Raw genomic sequence first — 14,873 nt, 5'->3', positions numbered from 1 at the left:
GGAGAACACCCCATGCTGTTTCTGGTTCATATGCAGGTGCAGATTCCGCCCGATGCCGACAAGGCCCACATCGCCGCCATCGTGGCGCAGGAAAAGGCGTACTCGCAGAAGTTGCAGCACGAAGGCACATGGCGCCACCTGTGGCGCGTGGTGGGCGAGTACGCGAACTACAGCGTGTTCGACGTCGAAACGAACGACGCGCTGCATACGATCCTCAGCTCGCTGCCGCTCTTCCCGTACATGAAGATCGAAGTCACGCCGCTCGCCCAGCATCCTTCCGCTATCGCGCCGAATTGAGGCGAAGGCGCCTTGTGAGGCGCCCGCCGCGTCGCCACCCTGCGCCCCTCAATGCGAATGCCGGGGCACCTCGGCCCCGCGGCAGCCGACGAGAAAATCAAAATCGCACCCCTCATCGGCCTGCAGCACGTGTTCGACATACAGCTTGCGATACCCGCTGCGGTCCTCCGGTATCGCCTCAAGCGCCTTCGCCCACGCATCGAGACGAGCCCGCAACGCCTCCTCGCCAATCTCGACATTCAGCGTCCCCGCCTCGCAATCGAGAGCGATCCAGTCGCCATCACGCACGATCGCGAGCGGACCGCCCGCGCGCGCTTCGGGGGCCACGTGCAGCACCACCGTGCCGTATGCCGTTCCACTCATGCGCGCGTCCGAGATGCGCACCATATCGGTCACGCCCTGCGCAAGCAGCTTCGGCGGCAGGCCCATGTTGCCCACCTCGGCCATGCCGGGATACCCCTTCGGCCCGCAGTTCTTCATGACGAGCACTGAGTCCCCTGTGACATCGAGATCGGGGTCGGCAATGCGCTGCTTGTAGTCGTCGATATTCTCAAACACCACGGCCCGTCCGCGATGCTTGAGCAAGGCGGGCGTCGCCGCCGAAGGCTTGAGCACCGCGCCGCGCGGCGCGAGATTGCCGCGCAGGATGCATAGCCCGCCGTCGTGCACGAGCGGCATGTCGAGCGGGCGTATCACTTCGGGGTTGTGGATCGGCGCTTCGCGTACGTTGTCCCAGAGCGACTTGCCGTTCGCCGTGAGCGCATGCGGATGCGGAATCAGTCCCGCCTCGCCCAGCCGCCGCAGCACCGCGGGCAGACCGCCTGCGTAATAGAACTCCTCCATCAGAAAACGCCCCGAGGGCTGCAGATCGACGAGGGTGGGCGTGCCGCGTCCGAGGCGCGTCCAGTCGTCGAGTTCGAGCGGCACGCCTATGCGCCCTGCAATCGCCTTCAGGTGAATCGCGGCATTCGTCGAGCCACCGATGGCCGCGTTCGCACGGATCGCGTTTTCGAAAGCCTCGCGCGTGAGCAGCTTCGAGAGCTTCAGGTCTTCCAGCGCCATCTCCACAATGCGCATGCCCGAAAGATGCGCCAGCACGTAGCGCCGCGCGTCCACGGCGGGAATCGCTGCGTTGTGCGGCAGCGTCACGCCCAGCGCCTCGGCCATGCACGCCATCGTCGAAGCCGTGCCCATCGTGTTGCAGGTGCCCGCCGAACGCGACATGCCGGCTTCCGCCGACATGAACTCGTGGATCGAGATGCGCCCCGCCTTCACCTGCTCGCTCAGTTGCCATACTACGGTGCCCGAACCAATGTCGCGCCCTTCTTGCTTGCCGTTGAGCATCGGCCCGCCGCTCACGACGATGGCGGGCACGTCGCAGCTCGCCGCCCCCATCAGCAGCGCCGGCGTGGTCTTGTCGCAGCCCACGAGCAGCACGACGGCGTCGACAGGATTGCCGCGTATGGCTTCCTCGACATCCATCGAAGCGAGATTGCGCGTGAACATCGCGGTAGGCCGCAGGTTCGACTCGCCGTTCGAGAACACCGGGAACTCGACCGGAAAGCCCCCCGCCTCGGACACGCCGCGCTTCACATGCTCGGCCAGCTTGCGGAAATGCGCATTGCAGGGCGTGAGTTCCGACCACGTGTTGCAGATGCCGATGATTGGCCTGCCGTCGAATTCGTGGTCGGGAATGCCCTGGTTCTTCATCCAGCTTCGGTACATGAAGCCATTCTTGTCGGCGGCGCCGAACCAGGCGGCCGAACGGAGCTTCCTCGCGCGAGTGCTCATGACAGTGCCTTTCTGGTGACAATAAACTATTAAATAGCATGACTATATCGAGGCGCGTTATCGGGAAAACGCTAATAAAAACCGTTAAATCTCCTGCATATAGTTTGGCTATTGAAGTCGGCAGGCAACGATTGCCCGATTCTTCGGGCGGTTTGGGATGGCGCGAAATCCTCGTGACGTAGTCCGGCTGTGGTGCACGGCGGGCGGTAGCGCGCTTTGAGAAAAAATAACGCAAGCTACAACGGAGACACGCATGAAACTGGCAACGCGCATGATCGCGAGCGCCCTCATGGCCACCGCCTTCGCACTCGCGGCGGGCCCTGGCTACGCCCAGGACAAGCAGATCACCCTGGGTTTCGCCCAGGTCGGCGCCGAAAGCGCGTGGCGCACCGCGAATACGGTATCCGTCAAAGAGGCCGCGAAGGACGCCGGCATCAACCTGAAGTTCTCGGACGCGCAACAGAAGCAGGAAAACCAGATCAAGGCGATCCGCTCGTACATCGCGCAGCGGGTGGATGTGATCGCGTTCTCGCCCGTGGTGGAATCGGGCTGGGAGCCGGTGCTCGAAGAAGCGAAGCGCGCGAAGATTCCCGTGATCCTCACCGACCGCAACATCGACGTGAAGGATACGTCGCTCTACGTCACGATGATCGGCTCCGACTTCATGGAAGAAGGGCGGCGCGCCGGCCACTGGCTCGAAGAGCACTACAAGGATAATCCCGGCCCCATCAACATCGTGGAACTGCAGGGCACGGTGGGCTCCGCCCCCGCGAACGACCGCCACGCGGGCCTGATGGAAGTCATCAAGAACGATCCGAAGTTCAAGATCATCGCTTCGCAGAGCGGCGACTTCACGCTCGCAGGCGGCAAGCAGGTAATGGAGGCCTTCGCCAAGACGTATGGAAACAAGATCAACGTTGTTTATGCGCATAACGACGACATGGCGCTCGGCGCGATCCAGGCCATGGAGGAAGCCGGCATGAAGCCCGGCAAGGACATCAGCGTGGTGTCGTTCGACGCGACCAAGGGCGGCTTTGAAGCAATGATCGCGGGCAAGATGAACGTCGACGTCGAATGCAGCCCGCTGCTTGGCCCGCAGCTCATGCAGGCCGTGAAGGACGTCGTGGCGGGCAAGCAGTTGCCCAAGCGCATCGTCACGAACGAGACCGTGTTCCCGGAAAACGTCGCGGCGCAGATCCTGCCTTCGCGCAAGTACTAATCCTGACGCGAGAGAGCGGCCCGGCGCTCGCCGGGCCGCGCACACATCCGCCTCATGAGCACGACGCCCCTACTCGAAACGCACGGCCTCTCGCGCACCTTCCCCGGCGTGCGCGCGCTCGCCAACGTCGATTTCCGCCTCTATCCCGGCGAGGTCCATACCTTGATGGGCCAGAACGGCGCGGGAAAATCGACGCTCATCAACGTCCTCACCGGCGTGCATCAGCCCGAAGCCGGCGAGATCCTGCTGGCAGGCGCGCCCGTGCGCTTCGCCACGCCGCTGGAAGCGGAAGCCGCCGGCATCCAGACGCTCTACCAGGAGGTCAATCTCTGCCCGAACCTCTCGGTCGCGGAGAACATCTTCGCGGGCCGCCAGCCGCGGCGGCACGGCCTGATCGACTGGAAAACGATCCATCGCCGCGCGGCCGAGGTGCTCGCGGAACTGAACCTCACGCTGGACGTCACACAGTCGCTCGACACCTACCCCATCGCGATCCAGCAGATGGTGGCGATTGCGCGCGCGGTGTCGGTGGACGCGCGCATTCTGATCCTCGACGAGCCGACCTCCAGCCTCGACGACAACGAAGTCTCGCGGCTTTTCGACGTGCTGCGCAAACTCAAGGCCTCGGGCATCGCAATCCTCTTCGTCACGCACTTTCTTGAGCAGACCTACGCGATTTCCGACCGCATCACGGTGATGCGCAACGGCGAATGCGAAGGCGAATACCTTGCATCGGAATTGCCCGTGCAGACGCTGGTGGCAAAGATGGTCGGCCAGCAGATCGCACGCGAACGGCTGGAAAACGAAGCCGCAGCGCCGCCCGCCGCCCCGCAGCCGCGGGCGTCCGAACCTTACCTCAGTGCGCAGGGCGTGGCGCGGCGCGGCGTGCTCAATCCGCTCGACCTCGACGTGCAGCCGGGCCAGATACTCGGCCTCGCGGGGCTGCTCGGCTCCGGGCGCACCGAAACGGCGCGCCTGCTGTTCGGCGTCGACCGCGTCGACCAGGGCGCCGTGTCGATACGCGGCAAGACCGTGAAGCTCGCGACGCCGCGCGATGCGGTGCGCCACGGCATGGCCTATTGCCCCGAGGACCGCAAGAAGGAAGGCATCGTGGCGGACCTCTCGATCCGCGAGAACATCATTCTCGCGCTGCAGGCGCGGCGCGGCTGGTGGCGCATGATTTCGCGCGCGCGCCAGCGCGAGCTCGCGAACGAATACATCGCACAACTCGGCATCAAGGCGCGCGACGCCGAACAACCCATTGGCCTGCTTTCGGGCGGCAACCAGCAGAAAGTGCTGCTCGCACGCTGGCTCGCCACGGAGCCCAGGCTGCTGATCCTCGACGAACCCACGCGCGGCATCGACGTGGCCGCCAAGTTCGAGATCATGGACCGCGTGCGCGCGCTGTGCGCGAAGGGTTTAGGGATACTATTCATTTCATCGGAGATCAGCGAGGTGGTGCGCGTGAGCGACCGCATCGCCGTGCTGCGCGACCGCCGCAAGGTGGCCGAGCTCGAAGGTCACGGCCGCTCCGAAGACGAGGTCTACGATCTGATCGCGGGAGGCCGCCGATGATCCGCCTTTCCACGCTGTTCAGGCATCCGCTCGTCTGGCCCGCGGCCACGCTCGTGTGCCTCTTTGCCGTCGACGTTGCGCACCGCTCGAACTTCCTCTCGATCACGCTGCTCTCCGGGCATCTGTTCGGCGCCCCCATCGACATCCTCATGAACGCCGCGCCGCTCGTCGTCGTGTCGCTCGGCATGACGCTCGTGATCGCCACGCGCGGCATCGACATTTCGGTGGGCGCCGTGGTGGCCATTGCCGGGGCCGCCGCCGCGATCGTGCTCGAAGCCGATCCGTCGCGCGTCGCCGCCGCCTTCGGCGCGGCGCTCGCGGTCGGCCTGCTCGCCGGCATGTGGAACGGCCTGCTCGTCGCCTTCATCGGCATGCAGCCCATCATCGCCACGCTGATCCTGATGGTGGCCGGGCGCGGCGTCGCGCAGTTGCTCACGGGCGGCCAGATCATCCCCATCGGCGCACCCGGCTATCTGTTCGCGGGCGACGGCTACTTCGCGCTCGTGCCGTGCGACGTCTGGATCGCCCTGGCCGTCACGCTCGTCACGGTGCTGATCGTCAACAAGACGGCGCTCGGGCTCTTCGTACGCTCGATCGGCGTGAATCCCGTGGCCGCGCGCCTCGCCGGCCTCTCGTCCCAGCTCGTGGTGTTCGGCACCTATACGTTCTGCGGCGTGATGGCCGCTGTTGCGGGCATCCTCATCAGCTCGAACGTGCGCAGCGCCGACGGCAACAATGCGGGCCTGCTGCTCGAACTCGATGCGATCCTCGCCGTCACGCTGGGCGGCACGTCGCTCGCCGGCGGGCGCTTCAGCCTCGCGGGCACGGTGCTCGGCGCGCTCATCATCCAGACGCTTACCTACACGACCTATTCGATCGGCGTGCCGCCCGAGGCCACGCTCGTCGTCAAGGCCGTGGTCGTGACGTTCGTGACCGTGATCCAGTCGCCCACGGCGCGCGCGCTCGCCGCCCGGCAACTGCTGCGCGTGGCCGGCGCCCGCCGCGCCCAGACTCCCAACTATTAGGACACCGCGAGGAAACCGTGCGCACGCCTCCCTTCGCCCTGCCACTCGCCGCGTGCCGGCGCAGCGCCGCGCGCTTCGTCGATCCGCGCGTGCTGCCCATCGCCATCACGGTGCTGTTGTTCGTCGCCCTGTTCGGTTTCGGCTCCGTGATGTACACCGGCTTTTTCTCGCTGCAGGTGCTGTTCGGACTGCTCGTGGATAACGCCTTCCTGCTGATCGTCGCAATCGGCATGACGTTTGTGATCATCTCGGGCGGCATCGATCTTTCGGTGGGCGCCGTGGTGGCGCTCGCCACGATCCTGTGCGCCGTGATGGCCGAGCGCTGGCACTGGCCCGTGGCCCTCATCCTGCTCGCCGTGCTGGCGTGCGGCACGCTCTACGGCGCAGCCATGGGCGCGCTGATCCACTACTTCCGCCTGCAGCCGTTCATCGTCACGCTCGCGGGCATGTTCCTCGCGCGCGGCACCTGCTTTCTCATCACGACGCAGTCCATCCCGATCGACGACCCGAGCTTCCACACACTCGCCGGCTTCAGCATTCCTGTGGGCACCGGCTCGCTCACCACGGGCTCGCTCATCGCGCTCGCCATGCTCGCAGCCGGCATCGTGATCGCACACTTCACGCGGTTCGGACGCAACGTTTACGCGATCGGCGGCAACGAGCGTTCTGCACTGCTGATGGGTCTGCCCGTCGCGCGCACCAAGATCGGCGTGTATGCGCTTTCCGGCTTCTGCTCCGCGCTCGGCGGCGTGGTGTTCACGCTCTACGTGCTCTCGGGCTACGGGCTGCAGGCGCAGGGCATGGAACTCGACGCCATCGCCGCCACCGTGATCGGCGGCACGCTGCTCACGGGCGGCGTGGGCTATGTGATCGGCTCGGTGTTCGGCGTGGGCATACTCGGCACGATCCAGACGCTCATCACCTTCGACGGCACGCTCAGCTCGTGGTGGACGCGCATTGTGATCGGCGCGCTGCTGTGCGCGTTCTGCCTGATGCAGCGCGCCACCGAACGCCACGCGGTGCGGCGCAAGTCGGGCGGCACCGGCATCGGCGCGCCCACGGCGAAAGCGGCGCGGCCGCAAAGCAGCACGTCGCTCGACGAGGCGCAGCTCGCTGCGGCGCCGCCGCACGTCTGAACGTAAGCACGATGGCCGCAAAACAGATTTGCGTGAAGTGGATGGGCATCCGGTGCGGTGACGGGCGGCGCGCGCGGGCACGGAGAACCCGCCGCGCTACCTGACAATAGTCCGACTTATTACGGGTATACGTGGATTAGGCCCCAACAAAGCACTGCACTACCATCTTCGTCGTACCGTCCGGCACGGTCTCCACGTTTTCACCCGCAGCGTCATGACAGGGACGCCGCCGCGCCGCCCGGTGCCATCGTGAATGTGCATGCGCCAGGACCTGCTGTTCGGCAGTTTTTCGGCAGGTCCCGGACCCACGAAAACAACCGGAGGAAAAGATGTCGCAAGAACGGGATGATGCGCAAGACCAGACGCAAGATAAGATGCAGGGACTAGTTCATGCAGGCCGGCGCGGCCTGCTCCAGGGCGCAGGACTCGGTGCGGCGCTCTCGCTGCTGGGAACGCTGGGCGCCGGCGCGGGCGGCCTGATTTCGACCGCGCAGGCGGCCGAAATGGCGTTCCCCGGGCACAAGAAATGGAAGATCGTGTTCGTCAACCACGTCACGACGAACCCGTTCTTCGTGCCCACGCAGTACGGCATTCAGGACGCCTGCTCGATGTTCGGCATGGACTACCAGTGGACCGGCTCGGCCACCTCGGACGCCGGCGAAATGGTGCGTGCCGTGAACGCCGCGATTGCCGCCAAGGCCGACGCGATTGCCGTGCCGATCGTCGACCCCACCGCCTTCGACAAGCCGATCCAGGCCGCGCTCGACGCGGGCATTCCGGTGTTCGCCTACAACGCCGACGCGCCGCGCGGCAAATCCAGCCCGCGCCTCGCGTACATCGGCCAGGACCTCTATCTCTCCGGCTACCAGATGGGCGAGCGCATTGCCTCGCTGATCGACAGCGGGCTCGTGGCGCTCTTCATCGCCACGCCGGGCCAGCTCAACATCCAGCCGCGGCTGGACGGCGCGAGCGACGCGATCAAGAAGTCGGGCAAGAACATCGAAGTCCAGAGCGTGGCAACGGGCGCGACGGTCAACGAGGAGCTTTCGAAGATCAAATCCTTCTATCTGGGACACCAGGACCTGAAGGGCATGTTCGCCGTCGATGCCGGCAGCACCCAGGGCGTGGCTCAAGTGATGAAGGAGTCGAACCTGCCTTCCAAGGGCGTGCACGGCGGCGGCTTCGACCTGCTGCCCACCACGGTCCAGCTCATTCACGAAGGCTTCCTCGACTTCACGATCGACCAGCAGCCTTATGTTCAGGGCTTCTATACTGTGATGGAGGCATTCGTGTTCCTCGCTTCCGGCGGACTCGTCGGGCCGGCGAACATCAACAGCGGCCTCAAGTTCGTCACGAAGGGCACGGTCGAGCCGTACCTCAACACGTCGACGCGCTATGAGGGCAAGAGCACCAAGCCGCAAATCGTTCCGTTGAGCGGCGCAATCAAGTCATGATGGGTACGGTAGACGAATCCCGCAAGGCGGATGTCCCGGCGCGGCCCCCGCGGTCGCCCGGGACGCTTGTTTCGGCGTGGTCGGCGGAGCTGCGCATCCTGCTCGTGGCGGTGCTGCTCGCCGCCTGGTTCGAGTTCGCCAATCACGATTTTCTGCTGACGAATGCGAGTCTCGTCAATCTCTCGCAGTTCATCGCGCCGGTTGCGATCATCGCGTTCGGCGAAATCATGCTGATGATCGGCGGCGACATCGACCTGTCCTCGGGCATGGTGTTCGCCTTCGCACCGTTCATGATGGTGTTCGCCAACGAAGCGGGCGCGCCCATGTGGCTCGCCGTGCTCGTGGGGCTCGTCGCGGCCGCGGTGATCGGCTTCGTGAACGGCGCGATCACGGTATGGCTGCGGCTGCCCTCGTTCGTGACGACGCTCGGCACGCTCTTTCTGATCAACGGCATCACGCTCACCGTTTCGCGCGGCACGCCCGTCGAAACGCCCGGCTCGCCCGCTTTCGCGAACTTCATGGGCGCCTGGGGCTACAGCGAAATCCTCTGGACCGTCGTGCTGGCGTTCGTCATGCACATTCTTCTGCGGCACACGCGCTGGGGGCTGCATACCCAGGCGGCCGGCGCGAATCCGCTCGGCGCGAGCGAGGCCGGTATCCAGGTGAACCGGCTGCGGCTTGGCAACTTCATTCTCGCGGCCGTGCTCGCGGGCCTCACCGGCATACTCGAAGGCTTTCGCATCACCTCGATCGACCCGCAGGCCGGCGGCAACCAGATCATGTTCCTCGCCGTCGCCGCCGCCGTGATCGGCGGCACGCCGCTCACGGGCGGCTCGGGCACGATCGTGGGCGGCCTGATCGGCGCGGCCGTGCTCGGTATCCTCAACGACGGCTTCACGCTCATCGGCATCAACGCCTTCACGTTCAACATCATCCTCGGCGCCGCGATTCTCGCCGCAATGGTCTTCAATATTCACGTCGGTCGTATCCGGCGCAAAGGGAGGCACGGATGAGCGAGCCGCTACCGCCCGCAGGGGCCTCGTCCGCCGAAGCCGACTCCACAGCCTCCACCGCCGCTGCCGGGCCGCTTGCCATGCGCGGCGAGAAGATCGTCAAGCGCTTCGGCGCCGTGACGGCGCTCGACGGCGTTTCGTTCACGCTCGGCGAGGGCGAGATCCTCGGCATTCTCGGCGACAACGGCGCGGGCAAGTCCACCCTCGTCAAGATCCTCACGGGCTTTCATCAGCAGACCGAAGGGACGCTCTACGTGAACGGCCAGGAAACGCTGTTGCGATCCGTCGATCACGCGCGCTCGCTCGGCATCGAATGCGTTTATCAGGATCTCGCGCTTGCGAACTCGCTCAGCATCTACCACAACATGTTCCTGAACCGCGAGATCGTGCGGCGCGGCCCGTTCCGGCTGCTCGATCACGGGCAGATGCGCGAGCGCGCCGCGCAGTGTCTCGACGATATCGGTGTTCATGTGCCGTCGGTGGATCTGCCGGTGGAGCGGCTCTCCGGCGGACAGCGCCAGGCCATTGCCGTGGCGCGCGCCGTGAATTCGAACGCGAAGATCCTGCTGCTGGACGAACCGCTTGCAGCCATGGGCGCGCGCGAAGCCGGACTGATCATCGACCTCGTTCTGCGCCTGAAGGAAAAAGGCGGGCTATCGATTATCATGATCATGCACAACTATGCGCAGACGCTCGACATCGCCGATCGCATCATGTTGATGCAACGTGGCCGCGTGACGTTCGAACAGCGCAGTGCGCAGACCTCGGTACCGGAGCTGATGGACATCGTGCGGCGGGAATACCGCGCGATGCGCGCCACGAGCGCGCATTGACAACACGCGGAGGTGCGGCCGGCAAGGGCCGCCTACCAGCCGGGGAATCATGGATTACCGCAACCTGCAGAATCGCAAGAGCATGCACGGCCGCATCGTGCAGGAACTGGGGATGCAAATCGTCGGCGGACGTTTCGCGCCCGGGCAGCGGCTGCCCCCCGAGCCCACGCTATGCGAAACCTACGGCGTGAGCCGCCCCGTGCTGCGCGAGGCCACGCGCGTGCTCGTCGCCAAGGGCCTCGTCATTTCGAAGCCGCGCGTGGGCAGCGTCGTGAAGCCGCGCGAAGACTGGCACATGCTCGACCCCGACGTGCTCTACTGGACCGTCAACAGCATTCCCGAAGGCGATTTCTTCCAGGCGCTCATGACGGTGCGCCAGATCATCGAGCCCGCCGCCGCCGCGCTCGCCGCCATCTCCGCAAGCGAGACGGACGTCGAGCGCATCAGCGCGGCCTACGCGCGCATGGAGGCCGCGCAAACGGCCTCCGAGCTGCTCGAACCCGACCTGGAGTTCCACCGCGCGATCATGGCGGCCACGCACAACGACATGCTGGCGTATATCGGCAACATGCTCACGCTCGCGCTCATGGAGTCGATCAAGCTCACGAGCCGCCACCCGAACACGCACGCACTCTCGCTGCCGCGCCACAAGGCCATCCTCACGGCCATCGAGCACCGCGACGCGCTCTCCGCGCGCCAGGCGAGCGTCGTGCAGCTCGACAACGCGCGCGCCGACGCCAACTCGATCCTCGGCGGCGCGGCGCTGGAGCCCGTGCAGCCGCGGCGCACCTGAGCGGCGCGCGCGTTCTCGCTGCGGGGGGGGGGTCGTCGCGCCGCCGGTCCTCATGATCAGACCGCGCGACGGCTGCGGCGGAACTGGTCGAACAGCACGGCCAGCAGCAGAATGCCGCCGCGAATCAGGTACTGGTAGAACGTCGGCACGTTCATGAGGCTCATGGCGTCCTGCACGGCGCCCATGATGAGCACGCCCACCAGCACGCCGGAGATGGTCGCCACGCCGCCCGTGAGCGACACGCCGCCCAGCACGCACGCGGAGATCACGCCCAGCTCCAGCCCCACCGAGGTCTTCGGGTCGCCGAGACTCATGCGCGAGGCGAGCATCACGCCCGCGAAGCCGGTGATGAGACCCTGCAGCACGAACACGGTGATCTTGATGCGCGTGACGGGCAGGCCCGCAAGCCGCGCGGCCTCGCTATTGCCGCCCACGGCCAGCACGTTCTTGCCGAACACGGTCTTCTTCAGCAGAAAACCGAACACGACGAAGCCGACGATGTTGCTCCAGATGGGGTACGAAATGCCGAGGAACGAGCCGCCGCCCAGGTCGAAGAAGCGCTCCTCGGAAATCATCACGGCGTCGCCGTTCGAGGTGAGGAACGCGAGACCGCGCACCGCTTCCATCATGGCGAGCGTCGCGATCAGCGAATTGATCTTGAAGCGCGCGATCAGCACGCCGTTGACGAGGCCCACGGCGCCGCCGGCAAGAATGCCGGCCGCGATGCCGAGCATGACGCTGTGCGACTGCGTGATGACCGTCGAGGCGACGACCCCCGAAAACGCCACGATGGACGCCACGGAGAGGTCCACCTCGCCTAGCGCGAGCACGAACATCATCGTGACCGCAATGGAGCCGATCAGCGTGACCGAGAGCAGCAGGCCCTGGATGTTGCGCGTGGTGAGGAAGTCGGGCACGGTCGCGGAGAGCACCGCGAAGAGTACGACGAACACCACGACGATGCCCGACTTGTTGATCATGTCCCACGCGCGCACGCGCCGGGCGGCAGCCGGCGCGGCGGCTTCGGTGACGGAGGAGGTGCCTGGAGGTTGCATGGCTTGACTCATCGGAGGTTCTACGGTTCAGCTACGTTTCGGTTCAACGGCCCGCAACGGCAACGGGCCGCGATGGCATGGCATGGGCGCCGCTAATGCGGCAGCGCCAGCTTGATCAGTTCGTCGGGGCGCGCATCGGCTTTCTGGACACATCCTGCGATACGCCCTTCGCGCATCACCACGATGCGGTCCGACACGCCGATCACCTCGGCGAGATCGCTCGACACCATGATGACCGTGCGCCCCGCTTCCGCGAGCTCGTAGAGCAGGTTGTAGATCTCGGCGCGCGCGCCCACGTCGATGCCGCGCGTGGGTTCGTCCATCAGGAACACCTCGATACGCTCGGCCAGCCAGCGCGAAAGAATCACTTTCTGCTGGTTGCCGCCCGAAAGCGTGCCGATGGGCGTATCGCCGTTGCGCGTCTTGATCGCGAGCTTCGCGATGTAATCGTCGGTGAGGGCGCGTTCGCGGCGCGCGTCCAGCAGGAAGCGCGCCGGGCTGAAATGGCGGCGCGCGCTGAGGTTGAGGTTGTCGGCCACGGAGGCGATCGCCACGATGCCTTCCTGCTTGCGGTCTTCGGGACACAGCGCGAGGCCGGCACGCACGGCGTCGCGCGGGCTGGCGAAGTTCACGCGTTTGCCGTTCAGTTCGACATGGCCCGCCGTGGCGCGCGTCGCACCATAGATCAGTTTCATGAGCTCGGAGCGCCCCGCGCCCACGAGACCGAAAAAGCCCACGATCTCGCCGCGCCGCGCGCTGAACGAAACGGGTTCGGCCAGCCCCGGCCCGAGCAGCCCTTTTGCCTCGATCAGCACCTCGCCCGCCTCGCGCGAGCGATAGCCATACACGTCGCTGATCGAACGCCCCACCATCGCGGCGATCAGGCGGTTGCGGTCGAGGTGGGCCACCGATTCGAAGGTTTCGATGCGGCGGCCGTCGCGGAACACGGTCACGCGGTCGCAAAGCGCATCGACTTCGTCCATGCGGTGCGTGACATAAATGATCGCGCGCCCGTCGGCGCGCAACGCGTTGATGATGCGAAAGAGGTTCTCCGTCTCGCGCGCCGAAAGCGAACTCGTGGGCTCGTCAAAGGCGATCACGCGCGCGTCGCGCATGAGCGCCTTGCCGATCTCGATCATCTGGCGCTGGCCGATCGACAGCGCCTTCACCGGCGTGCGCGGATCGATGCGCTCGCCAAGCCGCTGGAGTTCGTTCATCGCGCGCTCGACCAGCGTCTTTTCGTCGAGCACCCCTAAACGATTGGGCAACTGCCCGAGCATCAGGTTTTCCGCCACCGTCAGCTCGGGCACGAGATGCAGTTCCTGATAGATGATAGCGATGCCCGCGTCGAGCGCGGCACGCGTGGTCGTGAAGCGCTGCTCCACGCCGTTCAGCTTCAACGTGCCTTCCTGCGGCTGGTTCACGCCCGAGAGCACCTTGAGCAGCGTGGATTTGCCCGCGCCGTTCTCGCCCATCAGGCCGTGCACCTCGCCCGCTCGCACTCCGAGCGAAACGCGGTCCAGCGCGCGCACGCCCGGAAAGCTCACCGTGATGCCGTCGAGTTCCAGATACGCGCGCGGCGCCTCCCGCGCCGGCTCGCGGGCCGGCGTTTCAAGCATGGCTTCAGTCATTGCATCCCTTTCGCGAAACGTCCGGCGGCGCTTAGATACCCAGCTCCGCGCGCACGGCCTGCCAGTTGTCGCGCGTCATCAGCTTGCCGGTGGTCTGCGTGTCGGCCGGCGGCTCCTTGCCGGTCTTGATCCAGTCCACGAGGTTCTGCGTGCTGTCCTTGCCGTGGTTCGTCGAGCTCACGGCGATCGTGCCGTAGAAGCCCGTCGGTTCCTTCTTCTGGAACTCGGCGAACGCTTCGCCCGCGCCGTTGATGCCCACGCCGATCACGTCGGCAGACGGAATATGCAGTTGCTCGGTCGCGCGCACGGCGCCCAGCACGGTCTCTTCGTTGAGCGCGAAGACCACCCACTTCTTGATGTTCGGATGCTGCGCGAGCACCGGCGAGGCCGCGTTGAAGCCGCCTTCGTCGTCGGTGGTCTTTTGCGGCGCGTCGAAGATGTTGTCCTTCTTGAAGCCGTTGGCGAGCAGCGTCTGCGTCGCGCCGTCGGTGCGCAGTTTCGCCGTGGGCAGCTCATAGTCGGTAATGCGCAGCGCGCCCACTTCCTCGGGCTTCCAGCCGCGCTTCTTCATTTCGTCGCTGATCGCCTGGCCCACCTGATTGCCGATCTTGAACGCCGACATGCCGAGGTGCGGCACGCCCGCGAGCGGCTTGCCCGACGAGTCGACGAGCTGGTCGTCCACCGTCACGAACTTCATGTTGTAGCGCTTGGCGCGAGCCTGGATCGCCGGTCCGAGACGCACGTCGGGCGCACAGATCACGAAGCCCTGCGCGCCTTGCGCGCCGAGATTGTCGATCGCGGCCAGCACTTTTTCGCCGTCCGGCGTGCCGATGTTCACCACCGAGAAGCCCTCTTTCTGGCCAAGCGCCGTGGCGGCCTTCTGCTCGTTGATGAACCAGGCCTGCTCCGGCATCTTCACGAGAAAGCCGATCTTCACGGGGGCGTCGGCGTGGGCCGCGACGTTCATGCCGAGCGGCGCGATGCACATCGCGGCGAGAACGGCGCGAAGGGTCAGCCGGCGGATCTTGCTGGTCATGCTGTGTCTCCTCTG

General features: G+C 65.8%; 13 protein-coding genes. 9 read left to right on the top strand and 4 right to left on the bottom strand.

All coding sequences use genetic code 11. The annotated features are described in order from the left end of the window. Positions 1-12: 12 nt before the first annotated feature. Positions 13-297: a muconolactone Delta-isomerase gene (gene catC / locus WJ542_RS28020; protein ID WP_411192818.1), complete on the top strand. Its 285-nt coding sequence runs from the start codon at positions 13-15 to the stop codon at positions 295-297. Between the two features lie 48 nt (positions 298-345). Here the strand turns inward: catC and WJ542_RS28015 are convergent, their stop codons facing one another. After that, positions 346-2,088, bottom strand: coding sequence for an IlvD/Edd family dehydratase (locus WJ542_RS28015; RefSeq protein WP_411192817.1), 1,743 nt, complete (start codon positions 2,086-2,088; stop codon positions 346-348). Between the two features lie 271 nt (positions 2,089-2,359). Between WJ542_RS28015 and WJ542_RS28010 the strand changes: the two genes are divergently transcribed. The 8 genes from WJ542_RS28010 (at position 2,360) to WJ542_RS27975 (ending at position 11,136) form a co-directional block, all read left to right on the top strand. Continuing rightward, positions 2,360-3,307 (top strand): ABC transporter substrate-binding protein, encoded by a 948-nt coding sequence (locus WJ542_RS28010; protein ID WP_411193523.1) that lies wholly within the window; start codon positions 2,360-2,362, stop codon positions 3,305-3,307. Positions 3,308-3,361: 54 nt separating this feature from the next. After that, complete coding sequence (locus tag WJ542_RS28005; protein ID WP_411192816.1) at positions 3,362-4,882, top strand: sugar ABC transporter ATP-binding protein; 1,521 nt, start codon at positions 3,362-3,364, stop codon at positions 4,880-4,882. Then, positions 4,879-5,907, top strand: coding sequence for an ABC transporter permease (locus tag WJ542_RS28000; RefSeq protein WP_411192815.1), 1,029 nt, complete (start codon positions 4,879-4,881; stop codon positions 5,905-5,907). The genes WJ542_RS28005 and WJ542_RS28000 overlap by 4 nt, the downstream gene beginning before the upstream one ends. 17 nt (positions 5,908-5,924) lie before the next feature. Further along, entirely contained in the window at positions 5,925-7,043 is a 1,119-nt protein-coding gene (gene yjfF / locus WJ542_RS27995; RefSeq protein WP_411192814.1) for a galactofuranose ABC transporter, permease protein YjfF, read from the top strand. A 329-nt stretch (positions 7,044-7,372) separates the two neighbouring features. Then, a complete protein-coding gene (locus WJ542_RS27990) occupies positions 7,373-8,497 on the top strand; it encodes a sugar ABC transporter substrate-binding protein (RefSeq protein ID WP_411192813.1) in 1,125 nt (374 codons plus the stop codon). Next, positions 8,497-9,510 carry an ABC transporter permease gene (locus WJ542_RS27985; RefSeq protein ID WP_411193521.1) on the top strand — a complete coding sequence of 338 codons (1,014 nt, stop codon included), beginning with the start codon at positions 8,497-8,499 and terminating at the stop codon, positions 9,508-9,510. The genes WJ542_RS27990 and WJ542_RS27985 overlap by 1 nt, the downstream gene beginning before the upstream one ends. A gap of 80 nt (positions 9,511-9,590) precedes the next feature. Then, positions 9,591-10,343: an ATP-binding cassette domain-containing protein gene (locus tag WJ542_RS27980; protein WP_411193519.1), complete on the top strand. Its 753-nt coding sequence runs from the start codon at positions 9,591-9,593 to the stop codon at positions 10,341-10,343. A gap of 49 nt (positions 10,344-10,392) precedes the next feature. Next, on the top strand, positions 10,393-11,136 hold the full coding sequence (locus WJ542_RS27975; protein WP_411192812.1) for a FadR/GntR family transcriptional regulator: 744 nt from the start codon (positions 10,393-10,395) through the stop codon (positions 11,134-11,136). A 56-nt stretch (positions 11,137-11,192) separates the two neighbouring features. Here WJ542_RS27975 and araH read toward each other — a convergent pair whose 3' ends face one another. From araH to WJ542_RS27960, 3 genes are all read right to left on the bottom strand, one after another. Further along, complete coding sequence (gene araH / locus WJ542_RS27970; protein WP_411192811.1) at positions 11,193-12,203, bottom strand: L-arabinose ABC transporter permease AraH; 1,011 nt, start codon at positions 12,201-12,203, stop codon at positions 11,193-11,195. 80 nt (positions 12,204-12,283) lie between these two features. Next, the gene (araG, locus tag WJ542_RS27965) at positions 12,284-13,822 is read right to left on the bottom strand and encodes an L-arabinose ABC transporter ATP-binding protein AraG (protein ID WP_411192810.1); all 1,539 of its coding nucleotides are present in this window, start codon (positions 13,820-13,822) and stop codon (positions 12,284-12,286) included. A gap of 31 nt (positions 13,823-13,853) precedes the next feature. Next, on the bottom strand, positions 13,854-14,858 hold the full coding sequence (locus WJ542_RS27960) for an arabinose ABC transporter substrate-binding protein (RefSeq protein WP_411192809.1): 1,005 nt from the start codon (positions 14,856-14,858) through the stop codon (positions 13,854-13,856). Positions 14,859-14,873 lie beyond the last annotated feature (15 nt).

Source organism: Paraburkholderia yinzeri, assembly GCF_046581065.1.
In the GTDB taxonomy this organism is placed as follows: Bacteria; Pseudomonadota; Gammaproteobacteria; order Burkholderiales; family Burkholderiaceae; genus Paraburkholderia.
This window is presented reverse-complemented; position numbering and strand designations above follow the sequence as displayed.